Genomic DNA, 20746 nt, shown 5'->3' on the forward strand with positions numbered 1-20746 from the left:
GATGATCGCCCGCAAAGCCGATTTGCCAGAAACAATCCAGAAACAAAATTCTATAGTCCGGAAAAACTCCCGAAAAAAATCAAGGGCATAAAGGGTGTCGTGGCGGTCAGGACATCGGCTGCGACGCGAAGTCTCCGGAGTAACGGACATTACCGATGCACAGGTTCACGACCAGCTTGATGGGTGCGCTGCTCAGCATTCCGCTCGTCACAGCCGCGGTCGGAGCCACAACCGCAAAGGTGACGCCGATCACAAGGAGCGAGCGCTGCATCGATCTCAATCGCCAGGTAGACGAAGCCCTTGAAACCCATGCCGCGGCAACGCAGGTCACCGCGGCGAAAGCACTGCAAAGAAAGGGAAACCGGTTCTGCGCCAACAAGAAACAGGCACAGGGTATCCGGATGCTCGCGAATGCTTTGAAGCTGCTTGGAGTGACACCGATCGACCCGGTTCAGTGACACTCGAAACTCGACCCGCACAAAGAAGGAAATGAAGCCATGAAAAAGTCCATCCTCTCCGCCACCGGTCTCGCCGTCGCTCTCGCTTTCGCAATGCCGGCTCTGGGCAATGCCGCTGCCACCACGACCGCTGCTCCGGCTGCTTCCACCACCACCGCTCCGGCGACCACGACCGCCAAGCCCCCGGTGAAGAAGGTCGTCGCCAAGAAGCCCGTCAAGAAGCACAAGAAGGCGAAGAAGGTCGTCAAGACGGACGCCCCGAAGGCCTGATCCAGACAGCCAACAGGTTTGTCTGTAACAAGGCCGCTCCAGCACCCCCCGGCTGGAGCGGCCTTGTCGTGTGAGTGCATGATTACCCGTTGATGGGTGCCGGCCACCCAGGACTTTAACCCGTTTGCAATGCCGGTCCGGTAGGATAGCCCGCATGAAGAAGCGGCTTTCATCCATTCTGCGCTCGATGGCCATCGGCGGCCTTGTGGCCTCGGCAATGGTCAGGGTGCTGATCCAGTTCACCGCCAGCCCGGTGCCCGATCCGGTGAGCGGGCGCACGGAGCCGTCGCTGTTTGCACCGGCAATCTCCAGCAGCTGGCAATACATCACACCATGGCAAAGCCTGCTGCTTACCGTGATCACCGGCGCGGCGCTGGCCTGCTTCTTCGGCTGGCTCGCGGTCGCCTGGGTCGAATACAAGGCGGCCGGATCAAGGCCGGATGCGGCATCCAGCGCACGGCAATTCCAGGCTCGTCGCGTCGCCGATCGCCAGAGCCGTTGAACCGCAGCGTACAGTTCCTAAATTTGTGAACGGCAGCACTTCCGGGAAGCCGGTTTGGCGCGCCGATCAAAATGGACGACGGCTTTCCCCCATGACAAAGTGAGAGCGACCCCTCGCGCGATACCGGTTCCCGATGCCTGAAATCAGTTCCAAACCCCGCACCAAGACCAAGCCGCGGACCGAGCGGCCGAAGCTCTACAAGGTCATCCTCATCAATGACGATTTTACGCCGCGCGAATTCGTGGTGACGGTGCTGAAGGGCGAGTTCAAGCTCAGCGAAGACCAGGCTAACCGGGTGATGATCACCGCGCACCGGCTCGGCGTTTGCGTCGTTGCCGTCTTCACCAGGGATGTCGCCGAGACCAAGGCGACACGGGCCGTCGACGCGGCCAAGGCCAAGGGGTACCCGCTGCTGTTTACGACGGAGCCGGAGGAGTAGGTTGAGCGTCTTTCTCCCCGTATAGTGACGGAGAAGGGATCCTTACCGTCCCTCTCTGTACCACATCGCGCCCATGGCCAGCAGCAGCAGGCAAAGGCCGAGGAAGCCGCCGAACAGGGGTACGCGCGAGACGGCTTTGAGCACGCTGTCGTCGGTGCTGCGCAGGCCGATCCAGTCTGCGCCCGAGGCCGCACCGGAGGCGCGGACCGGGACGATGGAGGGCAGGGCGACGCTGCCGGTGAGCTGGCCAAGGGTGGAGGAGGCCGCCAGCCGGCGCACGCTGCCGCCGGTGGCCTCAGTCGGAGCCTTCAAGCGGTCCTCGGTAGAGACGACGTCGGAGAATTCCGGCGCGTTGACCGGGCCGACATGGGCGAGTGCGGTCAGGTCACCATTGCCGATCTGGTAGAGGCCGATCTCCTTGGTCTCGATGCTGCCCAGGAAAACGCCGGGTTCGGACTTCTCCAGCTTGACGATCAGCGCCTTGCCCGAAGGGGTGATCACCTGCGCCGGGCCGGGATCGTCGCTCATCGTCTGGCGGCGGATTTCCAGCATCATGCCGCGGCCGTCGGCGGTCAGCCGCTCTTCCTCGAGTTCAGGTTCCTTCATCAGCCAGTGGGCGATGCGGCGGTAAAGCTGGACATGCGGCCCGCCACCCTCGAAGCCGCGCGCCCATAGCCAGCCCTGATCGGACAGAAGCATGCCGACGCGGCCTTCGCCCTTATGATCGAGCAGAAGCAGCGGGCGGTTGTCGGCGCCCTTCATCACCACTTCGCCTTCGGGGTTCTGCACGCCGATGGTGCGGAACCAGCGGCTCCAGCGCGGCGGCTCGGTCGCCGAGCCGTCGAGGCCGCGCGTCACCGGATGGCGCTGGCCGAGATCGGTGAGGCGCGGATAGAAGGCCTTGTCGATGACTTCGCCGGTCGGCATTGCCGGCAGCGACGACATTAGCGGGGTGCGGGCAATCGAGGAGTCGCCGGCATATTCCGGCCCGGCGGCGATCAGCAGCGCGCCGCCCTTTTCGACGTATTCGGAGATGTAGTCGTAATAGAGGATCGGCAGCACGTCGCGGTGCTGGTAGCGGTCGAATATGATGAGATCGAAATCCTTGATCTTCTCGACGAACAACTCGCGGGTCGGGAAGGCGATCAGCGACAGTTCGTTGATCGGCGTGCCGTCCTGCTTTTCCGGCGGCCGCAGAATGGTGAAATGGACGAGATCGACCGAGGCGTCGGATTTCAGCAGATTGCGCCACGTGCGCTCGCCGGCATGCGGTTCGCCGGAAACCAAAAGCACGCGCAAGTTCTCGCGGATGCCGTCGATCAGCGCGATGGCGCGGTTGTTGGCGTCGGTCAGTTCGCCCGCCTCGCGGTCAATGGAGAGTTCGACGATGTTGCGGCCGGCGCCGGGGATGGTCACCTGCAGCGGCATCGCCTGGCCGATGGTCGCCTCTTCGACCGCGACCTGCTCGCCATTGACCGAGACGCGGACATCGACCGGGCCGGTTTCGCCGTCGGTGGTGATGACGCGGTAGGTCATGTCGAGCGGCTTGCCGACGAGGCCGAAGCGCGGCGCGTTCTCGAAGCGGATGCGGCGGTCCTTCTCGTGCTCGTTGCCGGTGATCAGCGCGTGCAGCGGCGCATTGAAGTCGGGGGCGGCCGGTGCGTCATGCACCTCGCCATCGGTGATCATGATGGCGCCACCGATGCGCGAGGGCGGCACGTCGCGGAAGGCGCCTTCAAGCGCTGCAAAAAGCTTGGTCTCGGNTGATGGCGCCACCGATGCGCGAGGGCGGCACGTCGCGGAAGGCGCCTTCAAGCGCTGCAAAAAGCTTGGTCTCGGTGCGCTCGTCGGCAGCTTCCGACTTGCCGGCCTCGACGACGCGGACGTCGAACTGCTTGAAGCGGCCAAGGCGCTGCTGCAAGCCGGCAAGCGCTTCGTCGGTCTGTTTGGTCCGGTCGCCGATATCCTGGCTCTGGCTGCGGTCGACGATGACGGCAACGACGCTCTTCAGCGCCTCGCGCTCCTCATCCAGGAAAACCGGATTGAGGAGTGCTGCGCCCAGCGCAATCAGCGCCGCGATGCGGAAGATCGCGCCGCGCTGGCGAAACCACAAGCCGACAGCCGCCAGCACCAGCAGCGGTGCGAGCACCAAAGCCAGCAAGGGCCAGGACAGCAGCGGTTCGAAGGAAATCGACCAGTTCATCGTTTACCCTCCCCCTTGTGGGGAGGGTCGATCCGCGTAGCGGAGCGGGGTGGGGGTAGGCGACAGAGCGCTAGCGCTGCACCCCCACCCCGGCTCACTGTCTTCGCTTCGCTGCGGCAGCGAGCCGACCCTCCCCACAAGGAGGAGGGTGAGGCTGCGCCGCCGGCGCCAGACAGGATCGAGACGAAATTAGCCAATACCGCCATTCTACTGCCCCAGCCGTTCGAGCAGGATCGGCACGTGCACCTGGTCGGATTTGTAGTTGCCGGTCAGCATGTACATCATGATGTTGACGCCGGCGCGCAGCGCATAGATGCGCTGCATCGGATCCGATGGCACGGTCGGCAAAAGCGGGTCACCATTCTCGTCGACGGCCCAGGCGCCGGCAAAATCATTGGCGGTGATCAGGATCGGCGAGACGCCGTCGCCGACGCGTACCGGCCGATTCTCGGCATTGCTGGCCTCGAGCGAGGCTTCCACCCAGAGCGGGCTGCCGGAGAAGCGGCCGGGAAATTCGGGCAGGATGAAGAAGGATTTGGTCAGCACATGGTCGGCGGGCACCGGCTCCAGCGGCGGCACGTTGAGATTGCCGAGAATGTCGCGCAACCGTTCCGTCGCCGGGCTCGCCGAATCCGCACCGATGCCGTTGGCGAACTGGTCGCGCGTGTCGAACAGCACCGTGCCGCCCTGCTGCATATAGGCGTCGATGCGGGCGATCGCGGCTTGGCTCGGCATCGGCGCGGAGGGATCGATCGGCCAGTAGATCAGCGGATAGAAGGAAAGCTCGTCCTTCGAGATATCGACGCCCGCCGGCGCGCCCGGCTCGAGCGCGGTCTTCTCGATCAGGAAGCGGGTCAAGCCTTCGAGCCCTGCGCGGCTGATCGAATCGTCACCGGGCACACCGGTCAGCACATAGGCGATGCGGGTCTTGGCAATGTCCTCGATAGCGGCGGCATCGCCGGGCTTGGCGTCGTCAGCGCGGGCGAGGTCGGCATGGCCAAACAGCATGCCGAGGCCAAGCAGCAGCGCAGCCGTCGTTGCTGCGGCCGATCGGGCGCGGCGCGGTCGGCGCGACATCAGCCCGCCCATCCAGAACACCGCCAGCGTGTCGAGCAGCATAAGCACAAGTGCCGCTGTGACCAGCGATCCCTTGAGGTCGCGCGATTCATCGAAAGCGTACTGGATATTGGTCACCGGCACTGTGAATTGCGGGCGCACCAGCGGCGCGAAGGCGGTGGCCGGGTCGAGCAGATTGTGGGCGAAAACGCCGGTTTCCGAGCCATAGAGGCCGGGCGGGTTCTCGAACGTCACCGGCAGCGAGCCGGCGCCGGGGACCAGCGGTCGTGCGTCCGGCGTCGGCGGCACCAAAGTGCCGTCGGCGGCTATCATGCGATAAGGCGCCAGCGACGTAGCAGCGGCTTCGGCGTTGGCGACCGCCGCACCCTGGTTGCGCGACAGCTGCACGATGCGCCGCAGCATCTCGACGAAGCTGCCGGAGATCGGCAGCGTCGACCATGTCGCTTCCGGGGTGATGTGGAACAGAACCAGCGTGCCCTTGCCCTTCTTCAACCCGGTCACCAGCGGGGTGCCATCGGCAAGGGTTGCCCAGGTGCGTTCGACGATGTCCGGGGTCGGTTCGGCCAACACCTGCCGGCTCACCGTGACCTCGGCCGGCGGTGCGAGGTCGGCGAACGGGCCGTTCTTCGGGAATTCGGTCACCGCTTGCGGCGTTGTCCATGACAGCGCGCCGCCAAGCGAGCGCTCGCCGGTGCGCAGCCTGACCGGCAACAGATCATCGTCATTGCCGGCGGCGGCCAGCCGCGAACCGGCAAAGCGCACCAGCGTGCCGCCATTGTCGACCCAGTCGACCAGCCGCTGATGGACCTGCGGCGGAATGGTACCGATATCGGCCATGACGATCATCGCCGGTTTCTGGTCGAGAAGCTGCGGGATGGCGTCGGCGAGATCGACGCTCGACGGTTCGACCAGATCGGCGAAAGGCTGCAGCGCGCGCCTGATGTAATAGAGCGGCGACAGAAGCGGCTGCGCCTGGTCGGCCTCGGCCTGCGATAAAAGTCCGACGCGGCGGCGCTTGGAGCTTTCGTCGAGCACGCGCACCGCACCTGCCTGGCGTTCGCCGTCGAGCGCGATCGAGGCGAAGTCGTTGCGCAGTTCGAACGGCACCGCCATCGTGCCGGTGGCGGTGGTCTCACCCGGCGCGAAGGTCAGCGTCGCGTCGGCGATGCGGCGGCCCTTGTCGTCGAAGGCGCCGGCTGTGACTTGTGCCGGCGCCGGATCGCCGGGCGCGCGAATGGCGGTCAGGGCGAAGCCGTCGACCTCGTTCTCGGCGCNCAGCAGTGTGTTGAAGGCGGCCTCGTCGCCCTTTGCCGCAAGGCCGTCGGCGAGAACGGCAACGCTGGCGCCGGGCAAGGCTTCCAGCACGCCGGCGACGCGGACATAGACAGCGGGTCGGTCGGTCGGGATCGGCCTCGGCTTGGCGGCGCGCAGCCGGTCGAGGGCAGCCGCCGCATCGAAGGGGCCGATCTCGGCGTTCGGCTTTTCGGCCGTGAAGGCGATGACGACCGGTACGCCGTTCGAACCGGCATCGGCGATCAGCCGCTGGGCGGTGGCGACGCGCTTGCCCCAGTCGGCGGCACTCGCCCAGTCATTGTCGATGACGAGCGCCAGGGCGGCGCCCTCGGCCGGCAATTTTTCGCGCGGATTGAAAACGGGTTCGGCTAATGCCGCGACGACAAGGGCTGCCATCAACAGCCGCAGCAGCGTCAGCCACCACGGGCTCTGCTGCGGCGTTTCCTCGCGCTTCAGCACGCGAGCGAGGATCTTCAGCGGCGGAAACATTTCGGACTGCGGCTTGGGCGGTGTGAGCCTGAGCAGCCACCAGATCACCGGCAGCGCCAGCAGGCCCCACAACACCATGGGAGCGCCAAAGGAGAGCGGCAGCCAGCTCATGCGCCGGCCCTTCCCACGAATGCGCCATCGGCGGTCATCGCCATGTGGATGCGCACCAGCGCCTCGGAAGCGAGACGGTCGGTGTGGTTGACGGTATAGCTCCAGCCGAGGCGCTTGCACCAGCTGGCCAGCTCCTGGCGGCGGGCGGTGTAGAGCAGGCGATATTCGTCGCCGAGCATTTCGGCGCGGCCGGCGGTCAGCTTGTCGCCGGTCTCGGGATCGGTGAATTCGGTGCGGCCGGCATAGGGAAAGGTCTCCTCCGCCGGATCGGCAACCTCGATCAGATGCGCACGCACGCCATGCCGCGCCAGCACATCGAGCCATTCCATGGTCTCCTCGACCGGGTCGAGGAAATCGCTCACGACGACGATGTCGCAGAAGCGGCGGATGGCGGACAGGTCAGGCTTTACTGGCAGGTCCGCGGCGTGCATCAATTGCGCTGCGATGCGCTCGGCGCCGTTGCGGGCGGTGAACGGATCTGTCAGGCCAGGCCATGCGATGCGCTCGCCGCTGCGAGATAGTAATTCGGCCATGGCCAGTGCCAGCACCAGCGCGCGCGATTCCTTGGAAACGCTGGCGCCAGTCGATTTGTAGAGCATGGAGGGCGAGGGGTCGGCCCAAAGCCACACCGTGTGGGCTGCTTCCCATTCGCGGTCGCGCACATAGGTGTGGTCGTCCCGGGCCGAACGGCGCCAGTCGATGCGCGAGGAATCGCCTTCGACATAGGGGCGGAACTGCCAGAAATTCTCGCCGATGCCGCGCTTGCGGCGGCCATGCCAGCCGGCAATTACCGTATTGACGATACGGCGTGCCTCGACCAGCAGGTCCGGCACCAGCGAAGCCCGCAACCGGCCCCTGGCGAGCGCGTCGCGCGTCGCTGCCGGTGCCTGGACTTCGCCGATACGCGCCATCAGATTCCTTTGGCCAGTTTCGCTACCACGTCGCGCACGGTCGTGCCCTCGGCGCGGGCGGCAAAGGTCAGCGCCATGCGGTGCTGCAGCACTGGTTCGGCCAGCGCGCGGATGTCGTCCACCGACGGCGCCAGCCGCCCGTCATAAAGCGCGCGCGCACGGGCGCACAGCGTCAGCGCCTGGCTGGCGCGCGGGCCGGGACCCCAGGCGACATGCTTGTCGGTCTCGGCATTGCCCTGGCCGGGACGCGCCGAACGCACCAGTTTGAGGATGGCGTCGACGACGCTTTCGGGCACCGGCATACGGCGGATCAGCGTCTGGATTTCCCTCAGCCGCGCCGGCTGCAGCACGTTTTGCGCCTTGGCGTCCTCGATGCCGGTGGTCTCCAGCAGAATGCGCCGCTCGGCCTCGATTTCGGGATAAAGGATGTCGACCTGCATCAGGAAGCGGTCGAGCTGCGCTTCGGGCAGGGGATAGGTGCCTTCCTGCTCCAGCGGGTTTTGCGTCGCCAGTACATGGAAGGGCGCGGGCAGGTCGTGGCGAATGCCGGCGATGGTGACGTGATATTCCTGCATTGCCTGCAGCAGCGCCGACTGGGTGCGCGGCGAGGCGCGGTTGATCTCGTCGGCCATCAGCAATTGCGCGAAGATCGGGCCGGAGATGAAGCGGAAGGAGCGCTTGCCGGCCTCGTCCTGTTCCATCACCTCTGAGCCGAGAATGTCCGACGGCATCAGGTCGGGTGTGAACTGGATGCGGCGCGAATCGAGGCCGAGCACGACACCGAGCGTTTCGACCAGCTTGGTCTTGGCAAGGCCGGGCACGCCGACCAGCAGCGCATGGCCGCCGGCAAGCAGCGCCACCAGCGTGCGCTCGACCACCACTTCCTGGCCGAAAATGACGCGGCCGACGCCGTCGCGCACCCTGGAAATATCGGCCAGCGCCGTCTCGGCCTGGGCGATCATGTCCTTTTCGCTGATTGGGCTTTCCTTGACCATTACGCTCATGCCGCATCGATCCTTGTGCTGGAAGTACCGGCTTGCACTGTAGTGCCTTAGAATGCCGCGATTCGGCTTCGCCTGGCGCCTACGAATGAATTTAAATCACAGACTTAGGCTGACAAGCGGAACAACAGTGACTATTTCGTGACCATGACGGAACGCTCCGAACATCGCGAACACAGCCTTGCTGCCGCAACCGAGGCGCGCGGTCTCGAAGCGTTGATCTCGCGTGCGGCTCGCGCCGGCAAGGGCGCGGCGCCGGTGGAGCGCTGGAATCCCGACTTTTGCGGCGATCTAGACATGGAGATCAAACAGGACGGAACGTGGTTCTATCTCGGCACGCCGATCGGCCGCATGCCGCTGGTGCAGCTGTTTTCCAGCGTGCTGCGCAAGGACGAGGATGGCAGGACCTATCTGGTGACGCCGGTCGAACGGGTCGGCATCCGCGTCGTGGACGCGCCTTTCATCGCGGTTGAAATGGATGTTTCCGGCGCCGGCGCCGAGCAGACCATCACTTTCCGCACCAATGTCGGCGATGTCGTCGAGGCCGGACCTGGCCATCCGCTGCGCTTCGTCGACGAGAACGAGACCGGCGGCCTGAAGCCCTATGTGCTGGTGCGCGGGCGGCTGGAAGCGCTGGTGGCGCGGCCGGTGATGTACGAACTGGTCGAGCATGGCGAGGAGATCGATATCGGCGGCAAGACGATGTTTGCCGTGCGCTCGAAAGGCGAAATCTATCCGATCATGCCGGCGGAAAAACTGAAGCGGCTGAGCGCATGATGGATCAGGTGAGGCCGCCGCCGTTTTCCACAGCGGATTTTCGCGTGCGGGTCGCGGCGCAAGCTGAAGCCCATGCCGGCGACGATTATGGCGATCATCGCTTCAACCCCGGCCATCCACGGTTGACGCAGCTCAAAGCGCTGCGCGACGCCGCGGTGCTGATCCCGGTCGTCGATCATGGACGCGATGCGACCGTGCTTTTGACCAAGCGGGCGGAAAAACTGCGCAGCCATTCCGGGCAGGTGGCTTTTCCCGGCGGCACCATTGATCCCACCGATGCGACCCCGGAAGCAGCGGCCTTGCGCGAAACCTTCGAGGAGATCGGGCTCGGCCAGGACCGCATCGAGATCATCGGCCGCATGCCCGATTATGTCGCCGGCAGCGGCTATCGCATCGCGCCGGTGCTNGACCGCATCGAGATCATCGGCCGCATGCCCGATTATGTCGCCGGCAGCGGCTATCGCATCGCGCCGGTGCTGGCGATCGTCGAGCCCGGTTTTACGCTGTCGCTCAATTCCGACGAGGTCGACGCCGCCTTCGAAGTGCCGCTTTCGTTCCTGATGGATCCGGCCAACCACACCAGGGACAGCCGCATGTGGAACGATCTGGAATGGTTCTTCTACGATATGCCCTATGGCGGCCAGCGCATCTGGGGCGTCACCGCCGGCATCATCCGCACCCTCTATGAAAGGCTCTATGCTTGAGTGATCCGGTGTCGCTGGCGCGCAGAGCCGACTGGCTGGGTGAAAAGCATCTCCAGCGGCTGCTTGCCGTGCTAGCGCAGGGCGGCGAGGAAGCCCGCATCGCCGGCGGTGCGGTGCGCAATGCGCTGATTGGGCAGCCGGTCGCCGATATCGATCTTGCTACCACTTGCCTGCCCGAGGAAACCGTTCGCCGCGCCGAGGCGGCGGGCTTCAAGGCGGTGCCGACCGGCATCGAGCACGGCACGATCACGGTGATTGCCGGCGGCGCGCCCTATGAGGTCACCACGCTGCGCGCCGACATCGAGACCGATGGCCGCCGCGCTAAAGTGTCGTTCGGCCGCGACTGGAAGGCCGACGCCGAACGGCGCGATTTCACCATCAACGCGCTCTATGCGGAGGCTGACGGGACGGTCGTCGACCTGGTCGGCGGCGTCGGCGATATCGAGGCACGAAGGCTGCGCTTCATTGGCGATGCCGAGCAGCGGATCCGCGAAGACTATCTGCGCATCCTGCGTTTCTTCCGTTTTTTTGCCTGGTATGGCGAGGGTCGGCCCGATGCCGAGGGATTGAAGGCCTGCGCCCGGCTCAAGGACGGTCTCGCCCATCTCTCGGCCGAACGCATCTGGTCCGAGCTGAAGAAGTTGCTATCGGCCCCAGATCCGTCGCGCGCCTTGCTGTGGATGCGCCAGGCCGGCGTGCTCACCAGCGCCCTGCCGGAAAGCGAGAAATGGGGCATCGATGCCATTCATGGGCTGACCAAGACAGAAAAGGATCTGGGCTGGGCGCCGGACCCGCTGCTCAGGCTGGAGGCGATCGTGCCGCCCGATGCGGAGAGGATGAAGACACTGGCCAAGCGGCTGAAACTTTCGACCACTGAGGCGGAGCGCCTGCGCCACTGGGCGCTGACGGCTGCCGTCGAGCCCAAGACAAGCGAAGCGGAACTGGCCAAGAAACTCTATTCCGGCGAGCGCCAGGGTTTTCTCGATCGCCTACGGCTGTCGCTGGCGTCGGCGCGAGCGCGGGCTCTCGAGGACAATGACGCGCTGGTTCAGGCCGGCGGGTTTTCGCGCCTGCTCGCTTTTGCGCTGAAATGGGAAAAACCGGTGTTCCCAGTCAAGGGCGGCGATCTGACGGCGCTTGGCGCGTCGCCGGGGCCAATACTCGGTGCGATCCTGAAAAACCTGGAAAAGGAATGGATCGGGTCCGGCTTTGCGCTCGATCGCGACGCGCTGCTGGAGCGCGCCGCGGAAGCCTTGAAGGCCAGATAGGACTGCTCAGGCCGCGTCGCGAACTTTCTCGATGCGCGAGCGGATCGCCTCGATCATCGTCTCGCGAATGACCGTTTCGCCATGTGTCTCGCGCATATGGTCGACGGCGCGGCGCATGACCTCGGCTTCCTCACCGGCACGCGTGTGCCACTCACAGCCGGGAACCAGCGAGCCGCAATGGAATTCCTTCATGGGATTTTCTCCTTTCCTCCTTGGAGCCTGTGCCTCTCATGGGCACACGAAGCTCCGCCATCTCTGTTCCGCGCCCTGTCACAGCAGTCGGTTTCGGGGGCACGCACGGGGGAGCTAGCATAACACGGTTCGACCATTTTGGTTGCCGTGGGTGCGAAAAAGGCGGAGCAGCGCTGCTCCGCCCCTCTTGTCAGGCTAAGCCAAGCCGAGACCGTTCGGTCTTGTCCCGATCACTTCACGATCTTGACGGACTCGGCAACCTTGTTCTTGCCGCTCATGTCCCAGGAAACGCGGACCTTTTCGCCGGCCTTCAGGCCAGGATCCTTGAAGGTCTTGGGCAGCGTAAAGGTCGATCCATCGTCCAGAACGAGGCTCATGGCCGTGCCATCATAGGTCTTGACCGTGCCCGTGGTGTGCTTGACCGCGGCAAAGGCAATCGAGCCGGAAGCGAGAAGGGCAGCGGCGGCTGCCGAAACAATGAGCTTTCGCATGTAATACTCCTGGAAATGCGGGCATCCGTTTGGAAAATGCTCCGCCTTGTTCAGGGCCGTCCGGTAGCGTCGTGTCGCGGTTCGGGACTGAACCGCCGGCGCTTCCCGGCCCGAAACGACAAATAGTCGTTTTATTTCAATCGCCTATTAGACGAAAAAGATAATGGCGATGCCACATTGGCTGCCCAGATTCGGCGAATGGGACGTCAATGCGGCTCACGTTTCGCTCACCGATTTTTTACGGCCACCTGACCTCCGGCGGCAGGCTGGACAGGATCGAAGCGACATTGCCGCCGGTCTTCAGGCCGAAGATGGTGCCGCGATCGTGAAGAAGGTTGAATTCGACGTAGCGGCCGCGGCGAATGAGCTGCTCGTCGCGGTCGTCGTCGGTCCAGTTCTCGTTGAAATGGGCGCGAACCAGGTGTCCGTAGACGACTAGGAAAGAACGCCCGACATCCTGGACGAAGTTCAAATCGGCATTCCAGCCGCCTTTCTCCTCCCCCGAATGCAGCCAGTCGAAAAAGATGCCGCCGACGCCGCGCGGCTCGTGGCGGTGCGGCAGATAGAAATACTCGTCGCACCAGGCCTTGAATTTGGGGTGGTCGGCGATCGCAGCGTTCTTCTCGCAGGCAAACTGCATGGCTCGATGGAAGGCGACCGTGTCGGGGTGATCTTCCGTGCGGTTGCGGTCGAGCACCGGCGTCAGATCGGCGCCGCCGCCAAACCAGTGGCGCGACGTCACGACCATGCGGGTGTTCATGTGCACGGCCGGCACGTTGGGGTTCCAGGGATGAGCGATCAACGAAATGCCTGATGCCCAGAAGCTCGGGTCTTCCTCGGCGCCGGGCATCTGCTTCCTGAATTCGGGCGAGAATTCGCCATAGACGGTCGAAGTATGGACGCCGACCTTCTCGAAGACGCGGCCGCGCATCATCGACATGGCGCCGCCGCCGCCCTTGCCATGGTCTCGTTCCCACGGCGTCTTTTCGAAGCGGCCGGGCGACCATTCGGCCAGCGGACCGGTCAAGTCCTGCTCGATCTGCTCGAAGGTGGTGCAGATGCGCTCCCGCAGCGTCTCGAACCAGAGCCTGGCCTTCATTTTCTTCTGTTCGATGTCGGCTGGCAGGCCTGCCGGTATTTCTGGTCGTTCCAAAATGCTGTCTCCGGTCGCAGCCGACAAAGGATCTAGTGGAGTGAATTTGAGATTTGCACACAGCGTGGCGCAGGGCATGGCGCAAATGTCAAATTCGAAAACTCCACCAGAAACATGAACTTGCTAGTGGTCCTTGTGATTCCAACGTTCGCAACGGCGACTGGGGATTAGGAAGGCGAATGTTGGAATCGGAGCACTAGCCTTTTCCGGGCGCGATCCCTAATCTCTTAGGGGCAAGGGTCAAGTGTCATCTGGTTCGGCCCAGGAGTTCTTTCATGCGCACGCCGGCAAGACCGCCGCTGCATGGCCTGAAGAAAAGGCTCGATCGTTCACGCGCCGAGCGCGAGCGCATGCCGCGTGACGGGTTTTTGCGGGAGACCTTTATCTTGCCGCGCCCCGATGCGCGGCTCAAGGCCAAGGAATGGTTCGAACGCTTTCCCAAGCAGGCCTACTGGACCGAGATCGAAAGCTGGTTCGAACGGCCAGGCGACGTCATCGAATTCACGATACGGCGGCTGCCTGCGGCAGATTAGAATTCCACAAGCAGTCGCCTTGCGCCCGGCCCTTGCGCACTCAAGCGATCTTCCCTGTTTCGCAGCGGGCATTTGTCGATCGACATGCAGCCGCAGCCGATGCAGTCGGTAAGGCCGTCGCGCAGCTTCTTTAGCCGAGTGATCTTGCGATCGAGGTCGTCGCGCCAGCCGGTCGACAACAGGTTCCAGTCCTCGCGCGTCGGGGTACGGCCTTCTGGCAGCGATTCAAGTGCGGCGCCGATCTCGGCCAGCGAGATGCCGACCTCCTGGGCGATCCGGATGATCGCCACCCGCCGCAGCACGTCGCGGCCATAGCGCCGCTGGTTGCCCGACGTGCGGTGGCTGCGGATCAGCCCGCGCGCCTCGTAGAAATGCAGCGCCGACACCGCCACGCCGCTGCGCATGGCCAACTGGCCGACCGTCAATTCCTTTACCGGAGCCATCTCGATTTTCCGCTTGACCTCAACTTAAGTTGAGCTTGTAGCTAGGAAATGTCGATAGGGCAATTGAGGAGAAGGCGATGTGCGCCTGGGTGAGAATGATGCAAGACGCAAGGGCCGTTGGCGATGACGACAACGCGTTGAAGGTTCTAGCCGAGTTGCCGGATGGCTTCACCGGCGACCATGGCGACGGACAGCGCGACGTTGATGCTGCGCGTGCCCGGCTGCATCGGGATCGTCAGCCGCGCATCCGCCGCCTGATGGACAGGATCCGGCACGCCGGCGGATTCGCGGCCGAACAGCAGGATGTCGCCTTGGGCGAAGCTGAAGCCCGTATAGGGGGTCGCGGCTTTGGTGGTGAGCAGCACCAGCCGGCAGGCTTGGCCCTTGCGCCAATCCTCGAAGGCGTTCCAGTCGACATGCCGGGTCAGGGCAGCCATTTCGAGGTAGTCCATCCCGGCGCGCTTGAGCGCTTTGTCGGAGAGCGGAAAGCCGGCTGGTTCGATGATGTCGACGCCAAGGCCGAGGCAGGCGGCGAAGCGCAGGATTGTTCCGGTGTTGCCGGCGATGTCAGGCTGGTAGAGGGCGATGCGGAGACGGTGGTTCATTTCCGCGTCTTTCTAATAAGTGGCAGATCGGCCACAGCGGGTGGCTGGTTTTGGAAATTGCTGGACCTGCGGGTGGCCATTTTCTGCGAAGTCGATTATACCGCACGCATTGTCAACCCGAACCGATGGAGGGGTATTTCATGATGACCATGCACATCCAGCGCCCCTCCCGTGGGCTTACCTGCCTGCTGGCGGTTTCGGTACGACGATTTACCTGATTTCTTAGATCTGATCGCACCGATTCCCGCCGAACCCAATTTTCGGCTCTCGAAGGAATCCTGCGATGTTTTTCAACCGGTTAAAGGGGCCAAGCGCCCCAGCTGAGCATGTCGCGACCGAGGCCTATCCTCGTGTCCCGACGGATACAATCCGTGCCTCCGGCCGAACGCCGGCGCACGACATTGCTTCGCCTTTTTATGTCTATTTTCACACGGAGGACGGACCGATGTTCGATCCCTATAAGATACCTGGTTCAAGAAGCCTGCACGAACGCAAGACGGCGACCTGGGCGTTGCTGGTCGGCGAGACCTATTCGTCGGCGGTTCACGCCCAGACGCGCCGGCGTCCGCATCGCGGCATGTTGCCGGATGTCGATTTCTCGCGTGCGGTTCCCGACCACAGCCGGCCGTCGCTGGTGCGCCGGATCATCCGGCTGATCCGGCCGGGCGCGAAAAACCGGACTGGCGGCGGCGTGCCGTCAGCTCAGTCGAAAGCTTCTGTCGGTGAAAAGCCCGCAAGTCCCTATATTGCGCGAAGCAGGACCGATGGCCCGGGTGATTCCGGGCCGTCGGTCCCCGCCGACGTACGGTCTGGGGACGCGGAGCGCCCCGGGGATTTTTCCCGCGCCGCATGAGCGGACAAAAGTTTTGTGAGCATCACTATGTTTAGCTGGTTTGAAAGAAGGCTCGATCCGTTCCCCGCAGCGGAACCGGTCGAGCCGCCGAAGACGCTGGTTGCCTTCTGCGTGCATTATACCCGCGGCGCCTGGCCATACATCATCCTCGACGCGGTGCTGGTGACGGCGATTGCCATCGCGGAAGTGTGGATGTTCGGCTTCATGGGCCACATCGTCGACTGGCTGTCCGGGCAGAACCGCGAAACCTTCCTGCAGACCGAGAGCTGGAAGCTCGCCGGCATGGCCTTCGTCGTGCTGTTCGCGCTGCCGGGTACGGTATGGCTGCATTCTTTGCTCAACCAGCAGACGCTGATGGGCAACTACCCCATGCGCATCCGATGGCAGGTGCATCGTTATCTCTTGAAGCAGTCGATGAGCTTCTACCAGGACGAGTTTGCCGGCCGCATCGCCACCAAGCTGATGCAGACGGCACTCGCCGTGCGCGAATGCGTCATCAAGGTGATCGAGGTGCTCAATTACGTCATCGTCTATTTCCTCGGCATGCTGTTCATCGTCGGCTCGGCCGACTTGCGGCTGGCGGCACCTCTCGGCGTCTGGCTGCTCGGCTATATCGGGTTGTTGCGCTATATCATCCCGAAGCTGGGCAAGGTCGGCGAGGCGCAGGCCAATGCGCGATCGACTATGACCGGCCGCGTCGTCGACAGCTACACCAACATCCAGACGGTCAAGTTGTTTTCCCATGCACGGCGCGAAGCAACGTTCGCGAGAGAAGGCATGGCAGGCTTCCTTGACACGGTCTACCGGTCGATGCGGCTGGTGACGGTGCTTTACGGCCTGCTCTATATCCTCAACGCGCTGCTCCTGTTTTCGGTGACTGCGCTGGCGCTGTGGCTGTGGCTCGGCCAGGCGGTGACGATCGGCGCCGTCGCCGTGGTCATCGGCCTCGTGCTCCGTATGTGGGGCATGTCGCAGTGGATCATGTGGGAAATGTCGAGCCTGTTCGAGAACATCGGCACGGTGCAAGACGGCATCGCCTCGATCTCGCTGCCGCGCCTGGTCGAAGACCGGCCGGGGGCGAAGGACATTGCCGTCACCAAGGGCGAGATCCGCTTCGACGACATTCGTTTCCACTATGGCAAGCAGAAGGGCGTCATCGAGAACCTGTCGCTGACGGTGAAGCCCGGCGAGAAAGTCGGCATTGTCGGGCGCTCGGGTGCGGGCAAGTCGACGCTGGTCAATCTCCTGTTGCGGTTCTACGACCTCGAGAACGGCCGGATCCTGATCGACGGCCAGGAGATCGCTTCGGTGACGCAGGATTCGCTGCGCGCGCAGATCGGCATGGTGACGCAGGACACTTCGCTGCTGCATCGTTCGGTGCGCGACAACATTCTTTACGGGCGGCCCGATGCGACGGAGGAAATGCTTGTCGAGGCAGCCGGGCGGGCCGAGGCGCTGGAGTTTATCGGCAGGCTTTCGGATCACACCGGACGTAAAGGGCTCGACGCTCATGTCGGCGACCGCGGCGTCAAATTGTCCGGCGGCCAGCGGCAACGCATCGCCATTGCTCGCGTTATGTTGAAGGACGCACCGATACTTATCCTTGACGAAGCGACGTCGGCGCTGGATTCCGAAGCCGAGGCCGCCATCCAGGAGAATCTCTACAAGCTCATGCAAGGCAAGACCGTCATCGCCATTGCGCACCGGCTGTCGACCATCGCGGCGATGGACAGGCTCGTCGTCCTCGACAAGGGCCGTGTCATCGAGGAGGGGTCGCACGAGGAACTCGTCGCCAGCGGCGGGCTCTACGCGCAGCTCTGGCAGCGCCAGTCGGGCGGGTTCCTGCTCGATGACGGTCCGGTCGATGCCGCCAATGACGCTGTTGCCAACGACATCGGCGTGAAGGGTGAAGCCGCAGAGTGATGACGTCAGCATGATGACAGCCGTCTATCGCTGGTTCGAGGACTGGGTCTATCCGTTCAGGGAGCCGGCGGACCTTCGGCCACCGCCAAGCGTCGGCGGCTTCCTCTGGCACTATGTCGGCCAGGCGAAGTTCGCCTTCTTCGCCATGCTTGTCATCGGCGGCATCGCGCCGCTGATCGAGGCCGGGCTTTTCTACTTCGTCGGGCGGCTGGTCGATATTCTCGATCAGCTTCCCGGCGAGCGCAGCTGGGACGCGCTGTGGACCGCCGCCGGGCCTGAGCTTGTCTTCATGATCGCAGTGGTGCTGGTCATCCGCACCATCGTCGTCGGCCTGTCGGCGCTGGTCAACGAACAGACGATCACGCCGGGGTTCTACAATCTGGTGCGCTGGCAGGCGCACCGGCACGTATCGCGCCAGTCCTACACCTTCTTCCAGAACGATTTCGCCGGCCGTATCGCGACAAAAGTCTGGCAGGCGGGGCAGGCGACCGGCGACCTGATGGAGAGCTTCATCGAGGTCATCTGGTTCATGCTCATCTATACGGTGACGACCTTGGCGCTGGTCGCCGGGCTGGATCTGCGCCTGGCCGTGCTGGTGGTGATCTGGATCCTCGCGTTCGCCTGGCTGGCCAAGCTCTATCTGCCCTCGATCCGCAGGCATGCCGAGGCCACGGCTGAAGCTGGCTCGATGATCAATGGGCGCATCATCGATTCCTATTCCAACGTGCAGACGCTGAAGCTATTCTCGGCCGACGGCGACGACCGCTACATCAAGAACGGCTTCGACATCTATCTCGATGCACTACGGCCCTTCACCCGCCGGCTGACCGGCGTGCGCATGGCGCTGACGACGCTGTCGGGCATCATGATCACCGCGATTGGCTGCTTTGCCGTCTATCTCTGGGTCGAAGGGTCGATCACCGTCGGCGCCGTCGCGTTCACGCTGTCGCTGGTCTTGCGGCTCAACATGCTGCTCGGGCGCGTGATGATGCAGCTCAACGGCATATTGCGAAATCTCGGCGTCCTGGAAAACTCCAAGGCGCTGATCTCGCAGCCGCTTGGCCTTGTCGATGCGCCGGATGCGAAAGAGCTTGTCGTCGCCGGCGGCCGCATCGAGGTGAAGAATGTCGAGTTCCACTACGGCAAGGGTTTTGGCGTGCTGAATGGCATCGACCTTGTGGTCAAGCCTGGCGAGAAGGTCGGGCTGGTCGGGCCGTCGGGCGCGGGCAAGACGACGCTCGCCAACCTCATCTTGCGCCTCTACGACCTCGAGAGCGGCAAAATCCTGATCGACGGGCAAGACGTCGCCGAGGTGACGCAGAACTCGCTGCGCGCCAATATCGGCGTGGTCAGCCAGGAGACGGCGCTGTTCCACCGCTCGCTACGCGACAACATCAAGCTCGGCATGCCGGATGCAACTGACGCCGAGGTGATCGCGGCGGCGAAGAAGGCCGAGGCGCACGAGTTCATATTGGGCCTGCGCGACAACCGGGACCGTACCGGCTACGAGGCTTTTGTCGGCGAGCGCGGCGTGAAACTGTCGGGCGGCCAGCGCCAGCGCGTCGCGATCGCCCGCGTCTTCCTCAAGGATGCGCCGATCCTGATCCTCGACGAGGCGACCTCGGCGCTCGATTCCGACATCGAGGCGGCGATCCAGGAGAATCTGGCCAGGCTGATGGAGAACAAGACGGTCATCGCCATCGCTCATCGGCTGTCGACCATCGCCGCGCTCGACCGTCTTGTGGTGCTGGACGGAGGCCGCATCGTCGAACAGGGCACTCATGACGAGCTGGTGGCGCTCGACGGGCTCTATGCGCGGCTGTGGAAGCGGCAGTCCGGCGGCTTCCTCTACCACGAGGAAAGCGTGCTGGAAGAGACACGGCCGGCGGAGTAGGGCATGGCAGCGTCGCCTGATGTCGGCTACGTCCTCAAGCGGCTGCGGCCAACCGCGCCGGCCTTCGACGCGCTGAAGGAGGAGAGCCGGCTGGAGGGCTACTGGATGCTGGTGCGGCTGGCGGATGGCTGGGCGGGCGGCCGCAACAAGTTCCTGAAACGAGGCGAGGCGCTGTTTGGCGCATGGCATGGCCGAGAACTCGCTGGTGTGTGCGGGTTGAACATCGATCCTTATTTCGAAGGCAGGGACCACGGCCGGGTCAGGCACCTGTTCGTCAGCGCGCGTCATCGCCGCAGCGGCATTGGCCGCATGCTGGTCGAGACCGTCATTGACAGGGCACGTCAGCATTTTGCCGTGCTGAACACCCGCGCGCCACAAGAAGCCTTTGGCTTCTATGAACGGCTTGGCTTCCAGCCGGTGGGGGGCGAAGAATTCGTCACGCACCGCATGATGCTCTCTCAAGACAGAAAAGGAGGCTGAGATGTCACTGCGTCCGCCATCCCTAGGCGCCTCGGCTGCCGAAGCCGCGTTCGACGCCCTCGGCCATGAGATACTGGCTGAAAAGGCCGCAGCGCTCGGCCGTGCCGGCCAACGGGTCGAGGAAACGCTGGCCAAGCTCCGTCAGAACAACGGCGACGAGGAGCAGCGACCGCGGCTGCTCAAGGAGGCTGCCGCGGCGGTGCACGCCTATTTCATCCAGCGTGAACTCTGCGGCCTGCGCCGGCATGAGTCGGCCATCCGCGAATACGATATCCCAAGGGCCGTGCTGGTCAGGCTCGGTGCAAGCTAGAGGTCACCAGCCGGCAACAATCATTCCAGCCATTCGGTGATGAAGCTGCCGTTTTCGTGGATGTCGGTCGTTTCGAGCGGGCCTGGGCCAAGATTGGTGAATTTGTGCGGCGTATCGGGCGGCACGATCAGGATCTGGCCGGCCGTGGCCTCTATCTGCTGGTCGCCGATCGTGAACAGGCCGATGCCTTGCCGGATGATGAAGATTTCACAATAGGGATGCGTGTGCAGGCGCGGGCCGCCGCCAATCTCTTCCTGATAGTTGAAAATCAGGCAGGAGTTGGAGTCGTAGGCGCCGCATTGCAGTTCGCCCTGCCAGCGGCCGGGCGTCCTGGTCCAGGTCTCGCGGTCGATGATGTGTGCCATA

Annotated in this window: 22 protein-coding genes and 1 pseudogene; 13 read left to right on the forward strand and 10 right to left on the reverse strand. The window is 63.9% G+C overall.

Annotated elements, in window-relative coordinates; genetic code table 11:
* Positions 1 to 155: 155 nt before the first annotated feature.
* From X726_RS154540 to clpS, 4 genes are all read left to right on the forward strand, one after another.
* Positions 156 to 458 carry a hypothetical protein gene (locus X726_RS154540; protein WP_023670003.1) on the forward strand — a complete coding sequence of 101 codons (303 nt, stop codon included), beginning with the start codon at positions 156 to 158 and terminating at the stop codon, positions 456 to 458.
* A gap of 39 nt (positions 459 to 497) precedes the next feature.
* A complete protein-coding gene (locus X726_RS154535) occupies positions 498 to 728 on the forward strand; it encodes a hypothetical protein (protein WP_023670004.1) in 231 nt (76 codons plus the stop codon).
* A gap of 154 nt (positions 729 to 882) precedes the next feature.
* A complete protein-coding gene (locus X726_RS154530) occupies positions 883 to 1230 on the forward strand; it encodes a hypothetical protein (protein WP_023670005.1) in 348 nt (115 codons plus the stop codon).
* Positions 1231 to 1363: 133 nt separating this feature from the next.
* Positions 1364 to 1669, forward strand: a complete 306-nt coding sequence (gene clpS / locus X726_RS154525) for an ATP-dependent Clp protease adapter ClpS (RefSeq protein ID WP_023670006.1) — start codon at positions 1364 to 1366, stop codon at positions 1667 to 1669.
* Between the two features lie 42 nt (positions 1670 to 1711).
* On the opposite strand, the pseudogene X726_RS01000000166935 reads toward clpS, so the two are convergent.
* The 4 genes and pseudogenes from X726_RS01000000166935 to X726_RS154510 all read right to left on the reverse strand — a co-directional run bounded on the left by X726_RS01000000166935 (position 1712) and on the right by X726_RS154510 (position 8757).
* Positions 1712 to 3872 (reverse strand): annotated as a pseudogene (locus tag X726_RS01000000166935) (hypothetical protein).
* A gap of 207 nt (positions 3873 to 4079) precedes the next feature.
* Positions 4080 to 6842: a DUF4159 domain-containing protein gene (locus X726_RS154520; protein ID WP_023670007.1), complete on the reverse strand. Its 2763-nt coding sequence runs from the start codon at positions 6840 to 6842 to the stop codon at positions 4080 to 4082.
* Complete coding sequence (locus X726_RS154515) at positions 6839 to 7753, reverse strand: DUF58 domain-containing protein (protein WP_023670008.1); 915 nt, start codon at positions 7751 to 7753, stop codon at positions 6839 to 6841. The genes X726_RS154520 and X726_RS154515 overlap by 4 nt, the downstream gene beginning before the upstream one ends.
* Positions 7753 to 8757, reverse strand: a complete 1005-nt coding sequence (locus X726_RS154510) for a MoxR family ATPase (protein WP_023670009.1) — start codon at positions 8755 to 8757, stop codon at positions 7753 to 7755. Before X726_RS154510 ends, X726_RS154515 begins: the two co-directional genes overlap by 1 nt.
* A 144-nt stretch (positions 8758 to 8901) precedes the next feature.
* Between X726_RS154510 and X726_RS154505 the strand changes: the two genes are divergently transcribed.
* From X726_RS154505 to X726_RS154495, 3 genes are all read left to right on the forward strand, one after another.
* A complete protein-coding gene (locus X726_RS154505) occupies positions 8902 to 9531 on the forward strand; it encodes a DUF1285 domain-containing protein (protein ID WP_023670010.1) in 630 nt (209 codons plus the stop codon).
* Positions 9531 to 10235 carry a CoA pyrophosphatase gene (locus X726_RS154500; RefSeq protein ID WP_023670011.1) on the forward strand — a complete coding sequence of 235 codons (705 nt, stop codon included), beginning with the start codon at positions 9531 to 9533 and terminating at the stop codon, positions 10233 to 10235. Before X726_RS154505 ends, X726_RS154500 begins: the two co-directional genes overlap by 1 nt.
* Positions 10232 to 11503, forward strand: coding sequence for a CCA tRNA nucleotidyltransferase (locus X726_RS154495; RefSeq protein WP_031214927.1), 1272 nt, complete (start codon positions 10232 to 10234; stop codon positions 11501 to 11503). The genes X726_RS154500 and X726_RS154495 overlap by 4 nt, the downstream gene beginning before the upstream one ends.
* A 6-nt stretch (positions 11504 to 11509) precedes the next feature.
* Here X726_RS154495 and X726_RS154490 read toward each other — a convergent pair whose 3' ends face one another.
* From X726_RS154490 to hemF, 3 genes are all read right to left on the reverse strand, one after another.
* Positions 11510 to 11695 (reverse strand): DUF1059 domain-containing protein, encoded by a 186-nt coding sequence (locus X726_RS154490; protein WP_023670013.1) that lies wholly within the window; start codon positions 11693 to 11695, stop codon positions 11510 to 11512.
* 230 nt (positions 11696 to 11925) lie between these two features.
* Entirely contained in the window at positions 11926 to 12186 is a 261-nt protein-coding gene (locus X726_RS154485) for a DUF1344 domain-containing protein (RefSeq protein ID WP_023670014.1), read from the reverse strand.
* Between the two features lie 238 nt (positions 12187 to 12424).
* Positions 12425 to 13339 (reverse strand): oxygen-dependent coproporphyrinogen oxidase, encoded by a 915-nt coding sequence (hemF, locus tag X726_RS154480; protein ID WP_023670015.1) that lies wholly within the window; start codon positions 13337 to 13339, stop codon positions 12425 to 12427.
* 275 nt (positions 13340 to 13614) lie between these two features.
* On the opposite strand from hemF, the gene X726_RS154475 reads away from it, so the two are divergent.
* Positions 13615 to 13872 (forward strand): hypothetical protein, encoded by a 258-nt coding sequence (locus tag X726_RS154475; protein WP_023670016.1) that lies wholly within the window; start codon positions 13615 to 13617, stop codon positions 13870 to 13872.
* Here the strand turns inward: X726_RS154475 and soxR are convergent.
* Positions 13869 to 14315 (reverse strand): redox-sensitive transcriptional activator SoxR, encoded by a 447-nt coding sequence (soxR, locus tag X726_RS154470; protein ID WP_023670017.1) that lies wholly within the window; start codon positions 14313 to 14315, stop codon positions 13869 to 13871. The genes X726_RS154475 and soxR overlap by 4 nt on opposite strands.
* Before the next feature lie 146 nt (positions 14316 to 14461).
* Positions 14462 to 14920, reverse strand: a complete 459-nt coding sequence (locus X726_RS154465) for a tRNA (cytidine(34)-2'-O)-methyltransferase (protein ID WP_023670018.1) — start codon at positions 14918 to 14920, stop codon at positions 14462 to 14464.
* A gap of 445 nt (positions 14921 to 15365) precedes the next feature.
* Here X726_RS154465 and X726_RS0135210 point away from each other — a divergent pair, with 445 nt between their 5' ends.
* From X726_RS0135210 to X726_RS154445, 5 genes are read left to right on the forward strand one after another with little or no spacing between them, the layout of a single operon-like run.
* Positions 15366 to 15773 carry a hypothetical protein gene (locus X726_RS0135210; RefSeq protein ID WP_023670019.1) on the forward strand — a complete coding sequence of 136 codons (408 nt, stop codon included), beginning with the start codon at positions 15366 to 15368 and terminating at the stop codon, positions 15771 to 15773.
* Between the two features lie 27 nt (positions 15774 to 15800).
* Positions 15801 to 17696, forward strand: a complete 1896-nt coding sequence (locus tag X726_RS154460) for an ABC transporter ATP-binding protein (RefSeq protein WP_023670020.1) — start codon at positions 15801 to 15803, stop codon at positions 17694 to 17696.
* 10 nt (positions 17697 to 17706) lie between these two features.
* Entirely contained in the window at positions 17707 to 19590 is a 1884-nt protein-coding gene (locus X726_RS154455; protein ID WP_023670021.1) for an ABC transporter ATP-binding protein, read from the forward strand.
* Between the two features lie 3 nt (positions 19591 to 19593).
* Positions 19594 to 20070 (forward strand): GNAT family N-acetyltransferase, encoded by a 477-nt coding sequence (locus X726_RS154450; RefSeq protein WP_023670022.1) that lies wholly within the window; start codon positions 19594 to 19596, stop codon positions 20068 to 20070.
* A gap of 1 nt (position 20071) precedes the next feature.
* The gene (locus tag X726_RS154445; protein ID WP_023670023.1) at positions 20072 to 20380 is read left to right on the forward strand and encodes a DUF6665 family protein; all 309 of its coding nucleotides are present in this window, start codon (positions 20072 to 20074) and stop codon (positions 20378 to 20380) included.
* Positions 20381 to 20400: 20 nt separating this feature from the next.
* Here X726_RS154445 and X726_RS154440 read toward each other — a convergent pair whose 3' ends face one another.
* Positions 20401 to 20745, reverse strand: coding sequence for a cupin domain-containing protein (locus tag X726_RS154440; protein WP_023670024.1), 345 nt, complete (start codon positions 20743 to 20745; stop codon positions 20401 to 20403).
* Position 20746: the final 1 nt, after the last annotated feature.

Source organism: Mesorhizobium sp. LSJC285A00, assembly GCF_000503155.1.
In the GTDB taxonomy this organism is placed as follows: Bacteria; Pseudomonadota; Alphaproteobacteria; order Rhizobiales; family Rhizobiaceae; genus Mesorhizobium.